This window comes from Nitrobacter sp. CN101, from assembly GCF_055390255.1.
In genome coordinates, this window is record NZ_AP038833.1 from 429,288 (window position 1) to 448,648 (window position 19,361).

General features: G+C 60.7%; 20 protein-coding genes. 5 read left to right on the top strand and 15 right to left on the bottom strand.

The features are described 5' to 3' along the window. Positions 1–2: 2 nt before the first annotated feature. The gene (locus tag ACZ5IL_RS02000; RefSeq protein ID WP_464594844.1) at positions 3–848 is read right to left on the bottom strand and encodes a C40 family peptidase; all 846 of its coding nucleotides are present in this window, start codon (positions 846–848) and stop codon (positions 3–5) included. Next, the gene (locus tag ACZ5IL_RS02005; protein ID WP_464594846.1) at positions 841–2,223 is read right to left on the bottom strand and encodes a leucyl aminopeptidase family protein; all 1,383 of its coding nucleotides are present in this window, start codon (positions 2,221–2,223) and stop codon (positions 841–843) included. The genes ACZ5IL_RS02000 and ACZ5IL_RS02005 overlap by 8 nt, the downstream gene beginning before the upstream one ends. A 149-nt stretch (positions 2,224–2,372) precedes the next feature. Here ACZ5IL_RS02005 and ACZ5IL_RS02010 point away from each other — a divergent pair, with 149 nt between their 5' ends. Then, positions 2,373–3,221: a tetratricopeptide repeat protein gene (locus ACZ5IL_RS02010; protein ID WP_464594847.1), complete on the top strand. Its 849-nt coding sequence runs from the start codon at positions 2,373–2,375 to the stop codon at positions 3,219–3,221. A gap of 20 nt (positions 3,222–3,241) precedes the next feature. On the opposite strand, the gene ACZ5IL_RS02015 is transcribed toward ACZ5IL_RS02010, so the two are convergent. From ACZ5IL_RS02015 to ACZ5IL_RS02055, 9 genes are all read right to left on the bottom strand, one after another. Further along, positions 3,242–4,219 carry a type II secretion system F family protein gene (locus ACZ5IL_RS02015; protein ID WP_464594848.1) on the bottom strand — a complete coding sequence of 326 codons (978 nt, stop codon included), beginning with the start codon at positions 4,217–4,219 and terminating at the stop codon, positions 3,242–3,244. Positions 4,220–4,228: 9 nt separating this feature from the next. Next, a complete protein-coding gene (locus ACZ5IL_RS02020) occupies positions 4,229–5,203 on the bottom strand; it encodes a type II secretion system F family protein (protein WP_464594850.1) in 975 nt (324 codons plus the stop codon). Between the two features lie 12 nt (positions 5,204–5,215). Continuing rightward, the gene (locus tag ACZ5IL_RS02025) at positions 5,216–6,622 is read right to left on the bottom strand and encodes a CpaF family protein (RefSeq protein ID WP_374708850.1); all 1,407 of its coding nucleotides are present in this window, start codon (positions 6,620–6,622) and stop codon (positions 5,216–5,218) included. 81 nt (positions 6,623–6,703) lie between these two features. Next, positions 6,704–7,969: an AAA family ATPase gene (locus tag ACZ5IL_RS02030; protein WP_464594852.1), complete on the bottom strand. Its 1,266-nt coding sequence runs from the start codon at positions 7,967–7,969 to the stop codon at positions 6,704–6,706. After that, positions 7,966–8,703, bottom strand: coding sequence for a CpaD family pilus assembly protein (locus tag ACZ5IL_RS02035; RefSeq protein ID WP_464594853.1), 738 nt, complete (start codon positions 8,701–8,703; stop codon positions 7,966–7,968). Before ACZ5IL_RS02035 ends, ACZ5IL_RS02030 begins: the two co-directional genes overlap by 4 nt. Positions 8,704–8,723: 20 nt before the next feature. Then, positions 8,724–10,223, bottom strand: a complete 1,500-nt coding sequence (locus ACZ5IL_RS02040) for a type II and III secretion system protein family protein (protein WP_464594854.1) — start codon at positions 10,221–10,223, stop codon at positions 8,724–8,726. 14 nt (positions 10,224–10,237) lie between these two features. Beyond that, entirely contained in the window at positions 10,238–11,020 is a 783-nt protein-coding gene (cpaB, locus tag ACZ5IL_RS02045; RefSeq protein WP_464594855.1) for a Flp pilus assembly protein CpaB, read from the bottom strand. Between the two features lie 126 nt (positions 11,021–11,146). Further along, positions 11,147–11,671 (bottom strand): A24 family peptidase, encoded by a 525-nt coding sequence (locus tag ACZ5IL_RS02050; protein ID WP_464594856.1) that lies wholly within the window; start codon positions 11,669–11,671, stop codon positions 11,147–11,149. Between the two features lie 321 nt (positions 11,672–11,992). Next, a complete protein-coding gene (locus ACZ5IL_RS02055; protein WP_464594858.1) occupies positions 11,993–12,157 on the bottom strand; it encodes a Flp family type IVb pilin in 165 nt (54 codons plus the stop codon). 385 nt (positions 12,158–12,542) lie between these two features. On the opposite strand from ACZ5IL_RS02055, the gene ACZ5IL_RS02060 reads away from it, so the two are divergent. The 3 genes from ACZ5IL_RS02060 to ACZ5IL_RS02070 all read left to right on the top strand — a co-directional run bounded on the left by ACZ5IL_RS02060 (position 12,543) and on the right by ACZ5IL_RS02070 (position 14,540). Next, the gene (locus ACZ5IL_RS02060; protein ID WP_464594859.1) at positions 12,543–13,034 is read left to right on the top strand and encodes a pilus assembly protein N-terminal domain-containing protein; all 492 of its coding nucleotides are present in this window, start codon (positions 12,543–12,545) and stop codon (positions 13,032–13,034) included. 180 nt (positions 13,035–13,214) lie between these two features. Beyond that, a complete protein-coding gene (locus ACZ5IL_RS02065) occupies positions 13,215–13,778 on the top strand; it encodes a TadE/TadG family type IV pilus assembly protein (RefSeq protein ID WP_464594860.1) in 564 nt (187 codons plus the stop codon). Positions 13,779–13,991: 213 nt separating this feature from the next. Then, entirely contained in the window at positions 13,992–14,540 is a 549-nt protein-coding gene (locus tag ACZ5IL_RS02070; RefSeq protein ID WP_464594862.1) for a TadE/TadG family type IV pilus assembly protein, read from the top strand. A gap of 110 nt (positions 14,541–14,650) precedes the next feature. Here ACZ5IL_RS02070 and ACZ5IL_RS02075 read toward each other — a convergent pair whose 3' ends face one another. The 4 genes from ACZ5IL_RS02075 to ACZ5IL_RS02090 all read right to left on the bottom strand — a co-directional run bounded on the left by ACZ5IL_RS02075 (position 14,651) and on the right by ACZ5IL_RS02090 (position 18,214). Further along, complete coding sequence (locus ACZ5IL_RS02075) at positions 14,651–14,863, bottom strand: cold-shock protein (protein WP_002714433.1); 213 nt, start codon at positions 14,861–14,863, stop codon at positions 14,651–14,653. A gap of 253 nt (positions 14,864–15,116) precedes the next feature. Then, entirely contained in the window at positions 15,117–15,398 is a 282-nt protein-coding gene (gene infA / locus ACZ5IL_RS02080; protein WP_011313644.1) for a translation initiation factor IF-1, read from the bottom strand. A gap of 265 nt (positions 15,399–15,663) precedes the next feature. Continuing rightward, positions 15,664–17,100, bottom strand: a complete 1,437-nt coding sequence (locus tag ACZ5IL_RS02085; protein ID WP_464594864.1) for a DEAD/DEAH box helicase — start codon at positions 17,098–17,100, stop codon at positions 15,664–15,666. Positions 17,101–17,446: 346 nt separating this feature from the next. After that, the gene (locus ACZ5IL_RS02090; protein ID WP_464594866.1) at positions 17,447–18,214 is read right to left on the bottom strand and encodes an RluA family pseudouridine synthase; all 768 of its coding nucleotides are present in this window, start codon (positions 18,212–18,214) and stop codon (positions 17,447–17,449) included. Between the two features lie 112 nt (positions 18,215–18,326). Here ACZ5IL_RS02090 and ftsY point away from each other — a divergent pair, with 112 nt between their 5' ends. Next, positions 18,327–19,274, top strand: a complete 948-nt coding sequence (ftsY, locus tag ACZ5IL_RS02095) for a signal recognition particle-docking protein FtsY (protein ID WP_464594867.1) — start codon at positions 18,327–18,329, stop codon at positions 19,272–19,274. The last annotated feature ends 87 nt before the right edge of the window (positions 19,275–19,361 follow it).

A 19,361-nucleotide genomic window follows, 5' to 3' on the forward strand; every position in this document is an offset into this window, starting at 1 on the left:
CATCAATCAAGCCGCTTGATGCAGGTGACGGTGCTGCCTCCCGCCTGGATGCGGGCGAGCGCCACGTCGATGGTCTCGATCGCCGTTGCCATGTGATAGGCGTTGGCGTGGACGAGCGTGGTTGCGTCGCGGACGATGGCGACGTGTCCTTTCCAGAACATCAGATCACCGCGCCGCAGCTCTTGCGATTCCGCCGAAGACAACGTGCGACCCATGGCTTGCTCCTGCATATCGCTGTCGCGTGGACATGCGATGCCGGATGCGTTGAGCGCGACCTGCACGAGGCCAGAGCAGTCGATGCCGAGGCTGGTCTTGCCACCCCACAGATACGGCGTTCCGACGAACATTTCGGCGACCGCGACGAAATCCGCCACAATATGATCGAGTGGCGCGATATGGATGGCGGGTATGTAGAGATGACCATTGGCAACGGCAAAATCGCCGCCATGACGCTCGACGGTTAGTCTGGCGCCGATCGATAGCGTCTCAACCGGCGGCAGTTTGATCGACGGTCCGGGAAACGCAAACGTCCGCAAGGCAACGACCTTGTGCGTCGGTGCCGCGCCGGGCCTTGCAAGCGCGCGGTCGGGGAGCCAGCCGACATAGCCGTCGCCTTCCAACTGGCCCCAGGCCCAGCCTTCGGCACTATGGTCGTAGATCGTGACGCGTTCACCGCGCAGCGCCTGGGTCTCGAGCATTGCATCCGGCGCAGGCTCGCGCTGTAGGGGAGCTACCGCTTCGACGACTTCGTGTTCCTCGCCGTCGGTGAAGCGCGCCGCATTGATCTTGCCCTCGAGATAGCGGGCGGCGACCTCCGGTCGGGCCGGTGTGAGACGCGGATCATCCATAGCGTTCGCTCAGCAGTCTGTAGATCGCGCGCGCGGCCTGGCATTCGCCGCCTTCCGGACGCGCCGGTTTGGCCGACGGCGTCCAGCCGTAGATGTCGACGTGAAGCCAGCTCGTCGCCGCCTCGACAAAGCGTTGCAGGAACAGCGCGCATACGATCGATCCGGCAAAGCCGCCCGACGGCGCATTATTGATGTCGGCGACCTTGGAATCGAGCCAAGCACCGTAGGCCGGCCACAGTGGCATCCGCCACAGCGGATCGTTCTCGGTCTGCGCGCATCGCGCAATGTCGAGCGCCAATGCATCGTCGTTTGTATAGAACGGCGGCACGTCCGGCCCCAAGGCCACGCGGGCCGCGCCGGTGAGCGTTCCGAGATCGATCAGCAGCTCAGGTGCCTCTTCGTCGGCCAGCGCCAGCGCGTCGGCAAGGACCAGTCGGCCTTCGGCATCGGTGTTGCCGATCTCCACCGTCGGTCCCTTGCGCGACGGAAAGATGTCGAGCGGCCGGAATGCGTTCCCGGCCACGGCGTTCTCAACGGCCGGGATCAGCACGCGCAACCTGACTTTCAGCTTCGCATCCATCACCATCAGCGCCAAAGCGAGCACATTGGCGGCGCCGCCCATGTCCTTCTTCATGATCTGCATGCCGCTGGCGGGTTTGAGATCGACGCCACCGGTATCGAAGCAGACGCCCTTGCCGACCAGCGTGACCTTCGGGTGCGTGGGATCGCCCCAGGCCATATCGATCAGGCGCGGCGCGCGCGGCGAGGCCATGCCGACCGCATGGATCAGCGGAAAATTCCGCTGCCTTAGATCGTCGCCGACGATGCAACTAAATTCTCCGCCGAAACGCTGGGCGAGATGTTGAGCCGCTGCCGCAAGTTCTTCGGGTCCCATGTCGTTGGCGGGCGTATTGATCAGGTCGCGGGCAAGTGATGCCGCTTCCCCCATCCGCGAGATGGCCGCGATGTCGACGCCCTCGGGCGGCACCAGACGCGCTTTGGGTGCGTCGGCCTTGCGATAGCGATCGAAGCGATAGTTGCCGAGCGCGAAGGCCAGCGTTGTGAGATGGATATCGCGCGGCGCATTGGCAAAGCGGTAGGTGCCGGGCGGCAACAGACCCGGCAGCTTGCCCGCGAGAAAGGGATCACGCGCTTGGTCTGATTCCTCGCCGAGACCGAAGAGAATGTGTGAGATGTCGCCGTTCGCCGCGGGTAGCGCGAGGTACTGTCCTGACTTGGCCAGAAAGCCGCTCGCCTCGGCAAAACGGCGAGCAGGTCCGTCGGGCGTTGCGTCAGCCGCTTGCCAAGCTGCCTTCGACACAAAAATGATCGGAATAGCCGCCTCGGCTGACGAAGTCGCAAACGCGGGATGCATGGTGGGTGATCTCATTCCGTTAGAAGAGGGAGAGTTAAACCGGAAGCGACGCTGGCGCCAGTCGGAGTAGTTAACCAGACGTTAGGGTTAACAGTCTATTGCTGAAGTGGCCCAACTTTCGATCAGCCGCAATTGCGAGTGAAAGTGCCATGCGTCAGCAGTCGTGCCTTGCTAGGCTTCTCGCATCCGCTACCGTAACGGCAATGCTGGCGTCCGGTCTTGCCGGCTGTCAGACCGCGGGCATGCGTGATGTCACCGGCTCGCTCGGCACAAAATCCGCGACAAATTCCGAAACCGATCCTCATCAAGCGGCCGAACTTTATGGCGAGAAGTTTCACGCCAACCCCAAGGATGTCGACGCAGCCCTGAAATATGGAGCGGCATTGCGCGCCATCGGGCAGCGCGCTCAGGCGGCCGCGGTGTTGGAGCGCGCCGCGATTCTCAATCCTGGAAACAAGTTGGTGCTTGCCAGCTGGGGTCGGGCATTGGCTGACAACGGGCAGTCGCAGCAAGCCTTCGATGTTCTCGGCCGGGCGCACACGCCTGCGAATCCGGACTGGCGGATTCTTTCCGTCCAGGGGACGACGCTCGACAAGCTCGGCCGTCACGAGGATGCGCGCCGCTATTACGCGAGCGCGCTCAGAATCGTGCCCGACGAGCCCTCGGTGCTGTCCAATCTCGGAATGTCGTATGTCCTGACCAAGGAGTTGCCGAAAGCAGAGGAGACCTTGCGTCGTGCTTATGCCGGCGCTCCGGCCGATGGCCGGATCCGGCAGAACCTGGCTCTGGTCGTCGGATTGCAGGGCAGGTTCGACGAAGCCGAGGGTATCGTGAAGGCCGATCTGCCCGTCGATGAAGCAGCGGCGAACGTGGCCTATCTGAAGCAGATGCTCGGGCGCGGCGCCAACGCGCGGGTCGGTGCGGCTGATGCTGTCAGGCAAGACTCTCGCAGATCACGGGCGGAAAGCTATCCACGGTCGGACGGGCCGGTCTCTTAAACCGCCGTTCTGCAAAGCCTTCAGTGCATTTGCGCTGCGATCTTGATGCCGCTCGGTCCGAGAATGACCACGAACAGAACGGGCAGGAAGAACACGATCATCGGGACCGTCAGCTTGGGCGGAAGAGCGGCGGCCTTCTTCTCGGCCTCGTTCATGCGCATATCGCGATTTTCCTGCGCCATGACGCGAAGGCTTTGCGCGAGCGGGGTGCCGTATCGCTCTGACTGCTGGAGCGCGAGGCACACCGATTTAACTCCTTCGACACCGGTGCGGTTCGCCAGATTCTCGTAGGCGATCTTGCGGTCCTGAAGGTACGACAGTTCTGCTGTGGTCAGAGTAAATTCTTCTGCCAGCGCGACCGACTGGCTGCCGATCTCCGTGCTGACCTTGCGAAACGCGACTTCGATGGACATGCCGGATTCAATGCAGATCAGCAGCAGATCGAGCGAGTCGGGGAAAGCTCGCTTGATCGAGAGCTGGCGCTTGGTAATGGCGTTTTTCAGAAACAGCATTGGCGCCTGCAAGCCCAAGAACGCGGCGCCGATGCAGATGCCGATCTTGATAGGGGTGGACTGCTGCGTGTGCGATAGCAGAAAAACGTATATGATCGCTCCGATCAGCATCACGATCGGGGTGACCATGCGGAAGAATAGAAAGGTGATGTAAGGAGCCTGACCGCGATATCCCGCCATGACGAGTTTTTCGCGTGCGGCCTCCTGAGCCACCCACTTCCCAAGATTGAGATCGTCCACGATCTTCGAGACGAACTGCTTCGGTGCTTGACGAAGAGAGACCTTTTCGGATTTCGCGAGCCGCTCGCGCTCCCGCTGCCGAATGCGCTCGCGCTCGCTGGCGACGGCCTTCATCCGCTTGGTAAAGCCATCCGTCGCAAGAAAAGGCGTGACCAGCGTGTAGACCGTCGCGCTGGCGGCGATGGCGGCGAGGACCATCGTCATGAACCGCGGGTCGTGGAGTTTCTCGATCAGGAACTCGAGCATGTTGCACCGTCAGAAATCGAAATTGATCATTTTCTTCATCACATAGATGCCGGCCGACATCCACAGCACGGAGCCGGCCAGCATTAGCCGCCCGGTGGGATGGGTCCACAGCGTCGCGATGTAGTCAGGCGTGGATAGATAGACCAGCAGCATGACGATCGGGGGTAGCGAGCCGATGATCGCGGCGGACGCCTTGGCCTCCATCGACATGGCCTGGATTTTCTCGGCCATCTTCTTGCGGTCGCGCAGCACCTTGGACAGGTTGCCGAGTGCTTCCGACAGGTTGCCGCCGGATTTCTGCTGGACCGAAATCACGATCCCGAAAAAGTTCGCTTCCGGCACCGGCATGCGTTCGAACAATCGCGAACAGGCCTCGCCGAGTGGCATGCCGATCGCCTGTGTTTCGATGATGGCTCGGAATTCGCTTTTTAACGGCTCCGGCGAGTCGGTGGCGACGACCTTGAGCGATTCGAACAGCGGCAAGCCGGCCTTGATGCCGCGGACGATCACGTCCACCGCATCGGGAAGAGCCTGCAGAAACTTAGTCTCCCGGCGATTCTTGAGAAATCCGAGGAGCCAGCGCGGCACACCGAAGCCTGCCGCGAATGCCAGGCCGACCGCCGCAATCGGTCCGGCTCCCCAAATCATTGGAACGGCGAAACAGATCAGGGCGAAAATGCCGGAAGCGATCAGAAACTTCTCCTTCGACCATGACAGGCCCGCCTGTGTGATGCGATGGTTGAGGGTGACTTTTCTGTCGCTTTTCTGGCGTTGCTCGATTTCCCGTAGCGATCCCTCGATCTGCTCGCGGCGCGAGCGCTGGGTTCTATCGACTTGTCGGATATCCGGATTGGTTCGCGCGAACGCGGCTCGGCGCTTCTCCGCCTTCACCTCGCCCGACAGCGTCGGATACAGGAAAACCCATGCGACGCCGCCCACTGCGGTTGCAGCCATGAATGCCAAGGCCAGTATCTGCAAGCTCATGAGCGCGCGTCCTCAAATCTCGACCTTGACTTCCGACGCATCAAGCGCGGCTGCGAGCCGCTTCTCTTCGTTATAGTACCGCGCGCGTTCCCAAAATCGTGGCCGGCCGATTCCCGTCGAACGGTGCCGGCCGATCACGTTGCCGTTGGCATCCTCGCCAAGCAGGTCGTAGACGAAGATATCCTGGGTGATGATGGTTTCGCCCTCCATCCCCATCAACTCGGTAATGTGAGTGATGCGCCGCGAGCCGTCGCGCAGCCGTGCGGCCTGGATGATGATATCGATCGAGGCGCAGATCATCTCGCGGATTGTCCGCGAAGGCAGCGCAAAGCCGCCCATTGTGATCATCGACTCGCAGCGAGATAGCGCTTCGCGCGGATTGTTCGCGTGCAGTGTGCCCATCGAGCCGTCATGGCCTGTGTTCATTGCCTGTAGCAGGTCAAACGCTTCCGGTCCGCGAACCTCGCCGACGATGATGCGTTCGGGGCGCATGCGCAGGCAGTTGCGGACCAGGTCGCGCATCATGACCTGACCCTCGCCCTCGATGTTCGGCGGACGGGTTTCGAGCCGAACGACGTGCGGTTGCTGCAACTGAAGCTCGGCCGCGTCCTCGCAGGTGATGATGCGTTCGTCGTGGTCGATATAGTTGGTGAGGCAGTTTAGCAGCGTGGTCTTGCCGGAGCCGGTGCCGCCCGAGATCAGCACATTGGCACGGCACCGACCGATGATTTGAAGAATCGTGCTGCCTTCCTGGGTGATGGCGCCGAACTTTACCAAATGGTCGAGGGTCAGCTTGTCCTTCTTGAACTTGCGGATCGTCAGCGCGGGTCCGTCAATCGCGAGTGGCGGGACGATGGCGTTGACGCGGGATCCGTCGGCAAGACGCGCATCGCATATCGGCGAGGATTCGTCGACCCGCCGGCCAACCTGGCTGACGATGCGCTGACAGATGTTCAATAGTTGTTGGTTGTCGCGAAACCGGATTCCGGTTCGCTGGATTTTTCCTGCGACTTCGATGAAGACCGTGCCGGCGCCATTGACCATGATGTCTGCGATATCGTCGCGGGACAGGAGCGGCTCGAGCGGGCCATAACCGAGAACGTCGTTGCAGATGTCGTCAAGCAGTTCTTCCTGCTCGGCAATAGACATCACGATATTCTTGATCGCGATGATCTCGTTGACGATGTCGCGAATTTCCTCGCGCGCGGATTCGCCGTCGAGCTTGGCGAGCTGAGCGAGATCGATGGCCTCGATCAGCGCGCCGAAAATGGTGGCCTTGACCTGGTAATAGGTGTCTGACCGGCGGGTATCGATGGTCGGCGTTTGGGTCGCCGGGCGTGTTGGCGCGAGCTGCGGTGAGGAGACTTTGGGCGGAGCGATTTCCGTGGACGTTTGCGCAAGCGGGGCGGGCGGTGTGATCTCCGTCAGGCCCGCCAGCTTCCGGGCGTTATCCTCTGGTCCGCTACGCTTGCCAAACACGACGGTACTCCACGCAATGACTTATTTTGCCCGCAACTTCTCGATGAATGGCGGCAGGAACGATTTTCTCGGCTTTTTCGCTTCGCCGCGGCCGGTCAGGCGTTGGGCGATCTGCAGGAACATTTCGGTAGTGCGATGGTTCGGCGCGATTTCCGCGATCATCTGGCCGTTGTTCGCGGCCGACCCGAACATCTGTGGGTCGAACGGGATGCTGACGATCGGCTGGCTCTCAATGGCCTTGGCGAATTCACTGGCGTTGATTTCCGGCCGCTTTGGAACCCCGACCTGGTTGAGGCAATACAGCGGAGGTCGATCGTTCGGCCGCGCGGCCTTCAGCAGGTCGAACAGGTTTTTTGTGTTGCGAAGGCTGGCGAGATCGGGTGTCGCGACGATGAGGATATCGTCTGCTCCGATCAGGGCTCGCTTGGTCCAGCCCGACCATTGATGCGGAATATCGAGCACGATGCAGGGCATCGTCGCCCGCAGCGTATCAAGGGTCGAATCGAATGCTTCCGTCCCGAAGTCATAGACGCGGTCCAGCGTCGCCGGCGCGGCGAGCAGACTCAGATGATCGGTGCATTTCGACAACAGGCGATCGACGAAAGCGGTGTCGACACGGTCCGGCGAAAAGACGGCATCGGCGATACCTTGAGATGGGTCCTGATTAAAGTCGAGCCCAGCGGTACCGAAAGCGAGGTCGAGGTCGGCGACAACGGAATCGAGCGCCAGATCGCGTGCAATGGCCCAGGCGACATTGTGGGCGATCGCCGAGGCGCCGACGCCGCCCTTGGCGCCGGCAATTGCGATGACCCGGCCGACCGCTTTCGCTTCCGGGGCTGAAAACAAGCCGCAAACGGAGCGTACGATGTCGATGGGAGCGACGGGCGCGATGACATAATCGCTGACGCCGCGCTTGACCAACTCGCGATACAGCGTCACGTCGTTGATGCGGCCGATCACGATAACGCGCGTGCCTGCGTCGCACACGGTCGCAAGGTGGTCGAGTGCCGCCAGAATGTCGCCGCGCTCTTCGGTCTCGAGAATGATGACGTTCGGTGTCGGCGCCGACCGATAGGCTTCCACCGCAGCGGCCATGCCGCCCATCTGGATCTTGAGGTGAGCCTTGGCCAGCCGGCGGTCCTCGCCGGCGGCTTGAACGGCCGTGGCTGTTTCCATCGTCTCGCAAAAGACCTGCACCGATACGCGCGGCGCCGGTGCGATATGATCCTCCGCGCCCGGCGGAAGGGATGCGGTCGAGTCTGCGTCCTGGCGAGCGTAACTGATCATTTGGCTGTGTCGCTGAGTTTGGCTCTTTCGGCTTCGGGATAGTCCGTCGCGGTGGTCATGCCCTTGCGATACTTTTCAAAACCTTCCGTGCGGCGAGCCGTGTAGGGCGGGGTTTCGGGCCGCGGCTGGACGAGGTCCGATGGATTGTCGATCATCGATGCAAGGTTGCGCTGAGTGGCGCACCCAAAATTCCAGTAAGGCTTGTTATCGAGATAGCCCCTGTTCTTGATCGAAGGGCCGAGATCGTCAGGCCAGACACCGCACGGGCCTGCCACGGCGCCGATTCGCGGGTAGGTCAGGCGAATGGTTGCGAACAGGCGCGGATCGGCGGGGTGGTATTGCCGGACGATGATCCCGCGTGGCGGCACCCCGGCTGCGTTCAACAGCGAACGCACCTCCTTGAATGAATCTGCCGCCGCCTGGGCATTGCTGGTGCCCGTGGGTACCTCAGCGATAATGGCGCCGGTTCCCTCGCGGAGCCAGACGCTCGCAAGCCCGATGACATCTGCGCGCTGCGGAGCCGTCAGGCCGCCTCGTGTGTTGCCGACGAAGATATTGACGGTTTGGTCGGTTTCCTGGATCGCGATAGGATGCCGCAAGCGATAATCGTTCGGAATGCTCGCGGTGGTTTCCACCGGACCTGTATGAGTGCAGGCGCCAAGCGCGGCGGTAAGGCCGGCGACGAGGACGGCCATGCGAAGGCTGCGGCGTTCGGCGGAATCTGCGGATGTCATCGTTTCGTTCCTTGCCAGCCTCAGTCGGTGATGAAGCCGTAGGTGCCGCGATAGTTACGCGCGGGTTCGGCACGACCCGGAGCGCCGTAGATGCGGTTGATGCTTCCCAGGAGGTCGGACTGCGGGTCGGATGCGTCGGCGAAACCGTCATCGGGCCGTGACAGATCCTTTTGTGCGACGGCGCGCACCACATAGGGAGTTACGAGGACCACCAGTTCGGTCTGTCCGTTGACATAGTCGCGGCTGCGGAACAGCGATCCGAGGACCGGCAGCTGGGTGAGTCCGGGCAAGCCATTGATGGCCTGCTTGGTCTGCTCCTGGATCAGGCCGGCCATGGCCATCGAGCCGCCGGACGGAATCTCCAGTGTCGTTTCCGCGCGCCGGGTTCTTATCGATGGGACGGTGAGTGAGTTGCCGATTGTCTGGGTTATCGTCATCGAGTTCTCGCTCGACAGTTCCGAAACCTCGGTCATCACCCGCAGGCTGATCCGGCCTTCGGTCAGTACCACCGGCGTGAAATTTAGCGAGATGCCGAACTTCTTGAATCTGATCTGCGTCAAACAGACCCGGGTTGCGGGATCGCATGAATAGCCCGCTGGAATGGGAAACTCGCCTCCCGAGACGAACGTTGCCGACTCACCGGATATCGCGGTGAGGTTCGGCTCGGCGAGAGTCCGGATCACACCTGCGCTTTCCATGGCGCGAAGCGTGGCCTGTACGCTCGGGACCACACCAGGATAGCCGGCCTGCCCAGGCAGGAGATTTGTCAAGCCGGAGGATCCGGTAAGACCATTTCCAGTTACAAGCGGCCTACCGAGAGCGGTGAACGGATTCGAATTGCTGAAGTTCACGACTGCGGTGCCGTAGTTCATGTTGGCGGTGAGGTCGATGCCCATCTGCTTGATGATGGTGCGAGCGACTTCGGCGACCGTGACCTTGAGCATGACCTGGTCGCGGCCGCGGACGGCGATATTGTTGACGACTTTTTGTGCGCCGTCGGCGAGACGCGCGGCGAGATCGCCAGCCTGTTGCGCCTCGATCGGGCTCGACACCCATCCTGAGAGCATGACTCCGTCACCCAAGCCATCGACCTTGATAGCGGCATTCGGCAAAAGCTGCTTGAGCGCGGCGCGCAAGCCGTTTAGGTCGCGCGTGACCGCGATATCGTAAGCCGAAATCTGCTGGCCGCTGCTGTCAAAGAATATGATGTTGGTTTGACCGACTGCCGCGCCGATGATGTAGGCGCGTTGCGCTGACCTCACCACGGCATTTGCGATCTTCGGGTCGGCGACCAGAACGTCCTTCACATCGCGGGGCAAATCCACGACCACCGATTTACCGATACCGAGCGAGAGAGATTGCGCGGACATCTTTGCGCCGGCCGTTGCGGCGGACACGCGGTAATCGCTCGCGAACACCGGCGTCAGCGCCGGGTTCAGCGTGAAAGCGCCAATTGCTGCGAAGGCGAATGACCGTGACACAAAGGCCCGTACTGATGTGGGTTTTGTCGTCCATTCCATGACGGGCGTCCTCATTACCTCTGCACGGTGGTTTGAGACGGAACGCCGTAACGGACGACATTGATGCTGTCGCGCCTCCGATCATCGGTGTCGCTTTCCGGGGCATTGGCGTCGGCGAGGCTGCGTAGCGCGAGCGACAGCGTTCCCATCTGGCGCGACCGCGCCAGCGTCTCCGCCTGCTCCGGTTTCAATTCGAGCGTCGCGGTCCTGCCGACCACGACCTTTTGCCCGTTCTTCTCCTCGATGGTCTGATCGACCGCGAGAACGCGCACGTTGCTGAGAATGGTCTCCGAGTTGACGGAATCCCCGCTCGGATGATCGGCGTCTTTCTCCCGCCTCGAGAGGATCACGTCGACGCGGTCATTGGGAAGAATGAAGCCGCCAGCTCCTGTCTCCGGCGAAATTTCGGTCGAAATCGCGCGCATCCCCGTTGGCAGGATCGCCGCCATAAACCCGGATCCCTTTGCGCTGACGAGCTTGGGTTCGCGAATGGGCTCTCCGGCGATGAAGGGCGAGCGGGCGATCGACCCCTCGAGTTGCGTGGTGGCGTCCGGACGTCGGTCGCGGCGAATGAGGCTGCTACTGGCGCTATCCGCTGGCCAGGTCTGCCATGCCACGTCGCTTGCGGTGACCGCCTGGCCGAGCGGGATGTCGGACTTCGCAACCAGGACATCGACGGTCGGGAGTTGTACCGTCTGAGCGGGTTCGGGTTTCTTGTCGGATCCGCTCGCGAGGTAGGCGGCGAGGCCGCCAGCGCCGACTGCGATAGTCAGAACGACAATGCGTGCGGTATTCATGCGCTTGATTTTCCACGTTACGGCGCCGCGCTTGCGTCGCCGTAACGGGAGTTGAACATTTATTCGTCAAAGCATGGTTAATGAGGCGTATCTAAATCGCGTTAATGAGATGTTGCTTGTGCGCGATCACTGGAAACTAAAGCGCGTCAGATCGACTGCACGTATCCAGTCGGTCTCCGGATAGATCAGCAGAGCGGCAAAGGCGAGCGCGATGCCATAGGGAATTCCTGTATCCCTGCCGTGCAGTCGGAGAAGCCAGTCTTGACTGCAAAGCAATGCCGGCAAGGGCCATTGCCGGAACTGGAGCAGCGATAGCGTCAGAACTCCGCCGAGCAGGGAAGCATAGACGAGGTACTCCAGCGTATGTCCGAAGCCGAACCAGAGGGCGGCCGCTGCGGCCACCTTGGCGTCGCCGCCGCCGATCCAACCCATCGCAAAACAGGAGAAGGCCACAACGAGAACCGCCAGCCCCGCTCCCGCATGGGATAGCATCTCGTGAAGTCCCATGCCGCTCAGGAGAGCCATCACGAGAAAGCCGGCTACCAAAAGCAGCGAGACTCGATTCGAGATCGTCATGGTAAGCAGATCGCTCGCGGCCGCGAACGCCATCAAGGCGGGGAATAACAGCAATCGTGCGACATCGAGTGCCATGGAGATACCAGTCCCGATTTCCTCTACGGCGTAATCCGTTATGGAGTCCGATCGTAGCCGTCCGATGTGAACATTCTGGAAATGAGAAAGGTCATGGCCATACAGCGATAATTCTGGCTGCAATAGCAATGACGGCGATGGTGAGTGCCATGCAAATGGTTTGGATCGCCCGTTTCGTTGGCTCATCATAGGGCGAAGAATGCGTCTTGGGCACGGAAGGTCTGGACATGATCGTGGCTGCGCGAAAAAGAAGGGAAGTAGGAACAGAAAAGGTCCCGGCATGCCGGGACCTTTTCGATCGCAAAACCGGAAGGTTTTCGCTTACTTCATATTGTCTCTGACACTCTCGAACGCGGTGTTCACCTTGGTTCCGACCGCGTTGACGGCGGCGATGATCACGACGGCAATGCCGGCGGCGATGAGGCCATATTCGATGGCGGTCGCGCCGGACTCATCCTTCAGAAAACGGGAAAAAAGGGTCTTCATAACTGGCTCCATGTGCTCACGTGGCTGTCGAACTACACTGGTCCAAACGGCGTTCTCAGCACCGTGACCATGGCGCCACCGTATGAGGGGACAATTGCAGCGCAGTTAATTCGATTGAATAAAACAGAGTCATAACCGGCTGTGTGTGTCTCAGAGTGAATTTATATTTAAGGGAGGTTTATAAAAATGCGCTCTACTTAGAAGTCGCGCTGGAGCATGTTCGCGGCGGCGGCTTCTGCAGATCGCCCTCCGTCCGAAAGCGAGGCGCCGGCACGTTCCCCTGGTACGCGTTTGCAGTTCATTCATCAATTAACGGCAAATTTCACGTCGTGGCCGGCAGTGTTGGCATTGTCCTTTTCGGCCCCTGTGCGTTCCGGAGTAGAGTATGTGGTTTAAGTCCCTGCGCGGCCCTTCGCCTGCTTCGGTCATCGGCATGTCGCTCGCAGCGGCAATTTTGTTTGGTCCGGTGGCGGCTCCCGCCGAAGTGACCAGTGAGCCGATTTCGGTCAATGTCGACCAGGCGAAGCTGGTCAGGCTGCCCGGGCATATCGCAACGATTGTGGTCGGTAACCCGCTAATTGCCGACGTTACCCTGCAGCCTGGCGGCCTCGTTGTCGTGACCGGTAAGGGTTATGGCGCAACCAACATGATTGCGATGGACCGCGCTGGAAGCATTCTGGTCGATCGCGTCATTCAGGTCGAAGGGCCAAGCGATCAGGTGGTGACGGTCTATCGGGGCCTGGAGCGTGAATCGTATAGCTGCATGCCGATTTGCCAGAAGCGGGTCACCCTCGGGGACAGCACCGCTTACTTCAAGGCGACAATGGATCAGGCCAGCAACCTGAGTTCGCAGGCCGGCGGCACCTCCACAAAATAAGAACGCCGATTAATGACTGGCTTCCAGCTTTGCTGGCAGCATTCCTTCACGGATACTGAATCGGTTAATATCTGGTATACGGCGAGGGGCATTCTGCTCCTATCTGACGAAACACTTCAACAATCAGTTTCGGCTAGTCCTTGACGGTAGATAAATCCCGCCGTGTGCAAGGATTTCACGATGTCGCCGTTTCTCCGCTTCAGGTCCACAGCCGCAAGCGCGGCTCGGTTTCGCCGCAATCAGCGCGGATCCGCGGCGGTGGAATTTGCTCTCGTCGCGCCGCTGTTCTTCGCGCTCCTGTTCGCGATCATCGAGACAGGAATGGTGTTTTTTGCGAGCCAGAGCCTTGAGACCGCCTTGCAGGACTCCGCGCGGACGATCCTGACCGGCCAGGCGCAGATCAACAATCTCACGAAACAGAGTTTCAAGGCCAACATCGTCTGCAAGTACGCCAGTGTTCTGTTCGACTGTGAGAACGGCATCTTTGTCGATGTCCAGAGCTACCCGTCCGGATTCGGGAGCGTGGCGATCTCCGATCCGGTCTCGAGCGGAGATTTCAATAACACGAGATACAACCCCGGCGGTCCGGGAGACATCGTCGTCGTGCGGCTGTTCTATCAGTGGCCGCTGTATGTCACGGGGCTCGGTTACAACATCGCCAACCTAGGCGACAACAAGCGGCTGCTGTCGGCGACGGCCGCCTTCAAGAACGAGCCCTATCCGACCCCGACACCATCATCCTGATGATCGATGCGGGAACGGCAGTGTATACGAATTGAGAATGTGAAGCCGATGTTGAGAGTGTTTTCGAGCGAAGTGGATGCCGGTTCGCGTGAAGACAACGCGTCAAAACAAGAATCGGGAGCCTCGTTCCGATTTGGTCGGAACGGAAATGGCTCGAACATCCGGTCTTGCCTCAGACGTACGGCCGCAGCGCTGCGGCGGGATTCGCGCGGCATGGCAGCGACCGAGTTTGCGATGATCGTGCCGATGATGCTGGTGATGCTGTTCGGGACCATCGATGTGTCATCAGGCGTGGCTGTCAAGCGCAAGGTCACGCTGGTCGCGCGCACGCTGTCCGATCTCACCTCGCAGTCCAGGGCGGTTAACGATGCCGATGTGACGAATTTTTTGGCGGCCGGCTACGGCATCATGTGGCCCTATCCCTCGGCACCGGTTCAGGCTACGATTTCGGAGTTGTATATTGATCCTGCGTCTTCGGTGGCGCGGGTGCAATGGAGCCAGGGTAAAGCGCCGCGAGGTACAGGGTCGACTGTCGGCATTCCCGCAGGCCTCATCGGGCGGGATTCGTCGGGTAACGTGCTCCCCAATCAGTACCTGATCTTCAGCGAGGTCAGCTACCTCTATCAGCCGATCGTCGGCTACGTCATCTCGAAGGCCGGCATCAAGCTGAGCGACACCACCTATACCCGCCCGCGTAAGTTCAGCTGCGTCATCTATCCCACGCCGCCCTCGGGCAATTTTCCTTCTTGCCCGACCAATTGAAGTTACGCGACAACTCCAAGGTATCGTCACAAACCAAAAAAAGGCCGCGCTGAGGGCGCGGCCTTTTTTCTGATGTTATCTTTTGGTTATCAACAGGAGCGGGTCGCTGCCTAACCAGCCGCGCGGAGATTGTCGGCTGAAGATTTTCCAGAACGGCGATCAGCGACGATTTCGTAGCTGATCTTCTGTCCTTCACGCAGCGTTCCGAGTCCGGCACGCTCAACCGCGCTGATGTGAACGAACACGTCGTTGCCGCCATCGTCAGGTTGAATGAAGCCGTAGCCCTTGGTTGCGTTAAACCACTTCACGGTTCCCATGCTCACGGGTAGTCCCTTTATCAAGTACGTATGTCGAAGCCCGCTTTTGGCGGGCTGGTGAGATTGGATTTTTGGAAGGGTCGTCAGCGTCTAAACCGGCTATACCGGTGGTAGCTAATGTCGTCCGGCCGAAAATCGCTAACCCTATATTATTCGAAGGTAAGCTCCGAAACAATCCTGACGTGCAGGATTTTTTAAAGGTGCGTCGCCGGGCCTTTGGCCCCTATCGGCGAGCGGTCTCCCCCACGCCGAGAAGGGGTTATCTGCGGCGAAACTGGCCACCGCGCGGTGGGCCGCTGCGCGGCGGGCCACCGGGACGCTCGTCCTTGTGCCGGAAGATCAGACGTCCCTTCTCCAGATCGTAGGGGGACATCTCGATGGTGACGCGGTCGCCCGCCAGCGTCTTGATCCGATTTTTTTTCATCTTGCCGGCGGTATAGGCAACGATTTCGTGTCCCGCATCGAGCTGCACCCGATAGCGGGCGTCGGGCAGAATTTCGGTAACCAGTCCTTCGAACTGGATCAGTTCTTCTTTCGCCATGAGTTTCTCCGGATCGAGTGGCGGTTCACTAGATCACGATGATGGTGGATCGAAGCGATCCAAAACCATGACCGTGATCGATTCCGATATTCTGATAAGCGGGAAGGGTCGGAAAACCGCTACTTGCTCGCCCGCTCTGGTCTTGCGATTCTAGCATTTGCATCCGTCGGGCAGGAGTCCTGCACAGGAGTCCTGCAAATGATCTCTGGATCGGCATTCTCTTATCGACTTGCCGCGAGTGGATAGCAAACGTCACATTCACCCGCTAGCGCTGAGGCGGCTGGTTGGATTTAAGGCGCGCCGGCCGACTTTTGCGATGCAGGAACGCAACCCCCTGTATCCCGTCGGCCTTGCTCCCCTGTGATGAACGGGAAGGCTCTTGCCGGGCGGTCTCCGATCGGCGGTTTGTTTGCGGCGTCCCCTTGCCATTACGGCGGCGACGGCGCGGGCTTTTTGCGCCGGGAGCGGCGGTGTCCGCTCTGGTCGCATGACCGTGGGGTGCGGGGCGTCCGCTGCGAGGTTGTTGCTGAGCCGGCGCGGACTCGCGCTGCCCGGGTGTGCGGCGATCTTCTCTTGGCAGCGCCACGCGGATCAGCTTCTCGATATCGCGGAGATAGGCCATTTCTTCCGCTCCGGCGACCAGTGAGATCGCCGCGCCTTCGGTGCCTGCGCGCGCGGTGCGGCCAATGCGATGGACGTAGGTCTCCGGGACATTCGGAAGGTCGAAATTGACGACGTGGCTGATCCCGTCGACGTCGATGCCCCGCGCCGCGATGTCGGTCGCAACCAGCGTCCGGATCTCGCCGGTCCGGAACGCCGCCAGCACGCGCTCGCGGTGGTTCTGCGATTTGTTGCCGTGGATCGCGTTGGATTGGATGCCGGACTTGGCAAGGCTTTTCACGACCTTGTCGGCGCCGTGCTTGGTTCGCGTGAAGATCAACGCCCGGTTGACCGGCTCCTGCTTCAGGAACTGGGCTAGGAACGCGGACTTGTTGGCATGATCGACCTGGATGATGCGTTGGGCGATGCGGTCCACGGTCGAGGCGACCGGTGTTACCGCGACGCGAGCCGGATCGCGTAACATCTGGTTGGCGAGTTCTGCGATGTCCTTTGGCATGGTGGCCGAGAAAAGCAGCGTTTGCCGCTTCATCGGCAGCTTGGCGATGACTTTGCGAATGTCGTGGATGAAGCCCATGTCGAGCATGCGATCGGCTTCGTCCAGCACGAGAAATTCGACCTGGCCGAGTTTCAACCCGTTGCTTTGAACGAGATCGAGCAAGCGTCCTGGCGTAGCGACCATGACGTCGACGCCGTGCATGACAGAGCGGACCTGCCGTCCCATCGGGACGCCGCCGATCGCGAGAGCCGAAGTCAGGCGCATGTGACGGCCGTAGGCGTTGAAGTTTTCGAGGATCTGGCCCGAAAGCTCGCGCGTTGGGCTGAGCACCAGAACCCGGCAGTTCTTGGATTGCGGCTTGATGCGATTCTGTAGCAGCCGATGCAAGATCGGCAGCGCGAAGGCCGCCGTCTTGCCGGTGCCAGTCTGCGCAATCCCGACAATGTCGCGTCCCGTAAGGGCAAGAGGAATGGTTTGAGCTTGGATGGGCGTGGGCGTCAGATAGTTTTCTTCCGCGAGCGCACGCAAAATCGGATCGGCAAGGCCGAAATCCTGAAAGGTAGACAAAAGGCTGTTTCTTTCCATTATGCGACCAGGCGCCCGGGCCACATCGGCCGGAGCGTACCAGGGCGTCTGTGACACCCGCGTGTTTGGGGCGTCGATGAGGTTAGCTAGAGAAAGGGCAAGCCAGAAACCGTCGGACGGGCTCAGAACACGCGGCTCGCAGTGACCTGATATCTTTCAAGGTCGTGCTATCATATGAAGCAGGAACGCGACGGATTCAAGGTGAATTGTCGTGGTTTCGCCCCGCGACGAGTTCCCGTGGAGCTATAGCCAGCCTGCCATCGTCGGCGCTGAAGTTCCAACCCGGCCAGGAATGCACAGAACTTGGCCGTTGACTGACAGCCCGACTGCCAGTCGGCCTTTACTTTTACTGCCCGCTCCAACCGCAGACCTTGAGCAACGCGTGCAAATGCGCCGGCACCGGCGCGGTGACCACGACAGGCGGCTTGTTCTTCGAAAGGGGAATCGCGATCTCGCGCGCATGCAGGTGAAGGCTAGGCTCGCCGAAACGCGGGATGTATTGTTCGTTTCGCAGGCGGCGTAAACTGGCCTCGGTTCCGTAAATGGTGTCGCCGACGATCGGCCAGTCCATCGCCGCACAATGGACGCGCAGTTGATGGGTGCGGCCGGTAACCGGCTCCAGCGATAGCCAGGTGAACTGAACTCCTGTTGCCGCGACGGTGGAGGCGTCAGGAGAAGACCGCCCCAGCACTTTCCATTTCGTGACCGACGGCAACCCGTTCGGATCCGGTTTCTGCCACCAGCCGCGTTCTTCGTTCAGCCGCCCGAGCGGAATGTCGACGGTGCCCTCGTCATCAGTAGGGCCGCCCTCGACCACGGCCCAGTAGGTTTTTGAGACCTTGCCGTGCTTGAAGAGCAAGCCGAGCGAAGCCGTCGCCTTGCGATGGCGTCCGAGCACCAGACAGCCCGATGTGTCGCGGTCAAGCCGATGGGCAAGCACCGGCGGTCGCGGCAGGCCGAACCGCAGCGCATCGAACGACGCTTCGAGGTTGGCGCCGCCCTTGGGACCGCGATGCACGGGGATGCCGGCCGGCTTGTCGATCACCAGCATCAACCCGTCGCGGTGGAGCACGCGGGCCTGGATTTCCTCCGGCGTCGGCTGTGCTGTATCCATGGCTCACTTTAATTCCGATGTCGGCATAGCCTCATCCGAAAATCGCAGCTTTTTGGCATCGGGCCGCTCAACCCTTTCGCTCGCAGGTCGAAACGGCTAACACACCTCCATAATGAGCGACAGCACCGAGGACAAACCGAAACAAAGCTGGTGGCGTAGGCTGTCCGGCGGCCTCAAGCGGACTTCGACTTCGCTTGGGACCGCAGTGGCTGATCTTGTCACCAAGCGCAAGCTCGACCGCGCCATGCTCGACGACATCGAGGACGTGCTGCTGCGCGCCGATCTTGGAACCGCGGTCGCCGAACGCATCGCGGCGGCGGTCGGCGAGGGACGCTACGACAAGGCGATTTCCGCCGATGAGGTGAAGGCGGTCGTCGCGACCGAAGTGGAAAAGGTTCTTGCTCCGGTGGCGCGGCCGCTGGTCATCGACGACACGTTAGAGCCCTTCGTAATTCTGGTGGTGGGCGTCAACGGCTCGGGCAAGACGACGACCATCGGCAAGCTTGCGGCGAAATTTTCCGCCGAGGGCCGCAAGGTGATGATGGCGGCCGGCGACACATTTCGGGCTGCGGCGATCGAACAATTGAAGGTTTGGGGTGAGCGGACCGGATCGCCGGTCATCGCAGGCGCGCAGGGGTCGGATTCGGCCAGTCTGGCGTTCAACGCGCTGACGGAGGCGCGGAACGAGAAACGCGATGTGCTGCTGATCGATACGGCGGGCCGCCTGCAGAACAAGGCGGAACTGATGAACGAACTTGAAAAAATGGTTCGCGTCATCCGGAGGGTCGATGCATTGGCCCCACATGCGGTGCTGCTGGTGCTTGACGCCACCGTCGGACAGAACGCGCTGTCGCAAGTCGAGGCGTTTCATCGCACTGCCGGGGTCACCGGTCTCGTGATGACCAAGCTGGACGGCACCGCCCGCGGCGGCATTCTGGTGGCGCTGGCGGAGAAGCATAAATTGCCGGTACATTTCATCGGCGTCGGCGAGAGCATCGACGATCTCGCGCCGTTTACCGCACGCGATTTCGCGCGTGCGGTCGCAGGGATCGAGGCTTAGTTTTTTTGTCATACCCGCGTCGACGGGATATCGAAACCGTTCGGAATATCGGATCATCCGCTTTCGCGGACGGTTACAACAGGCAGG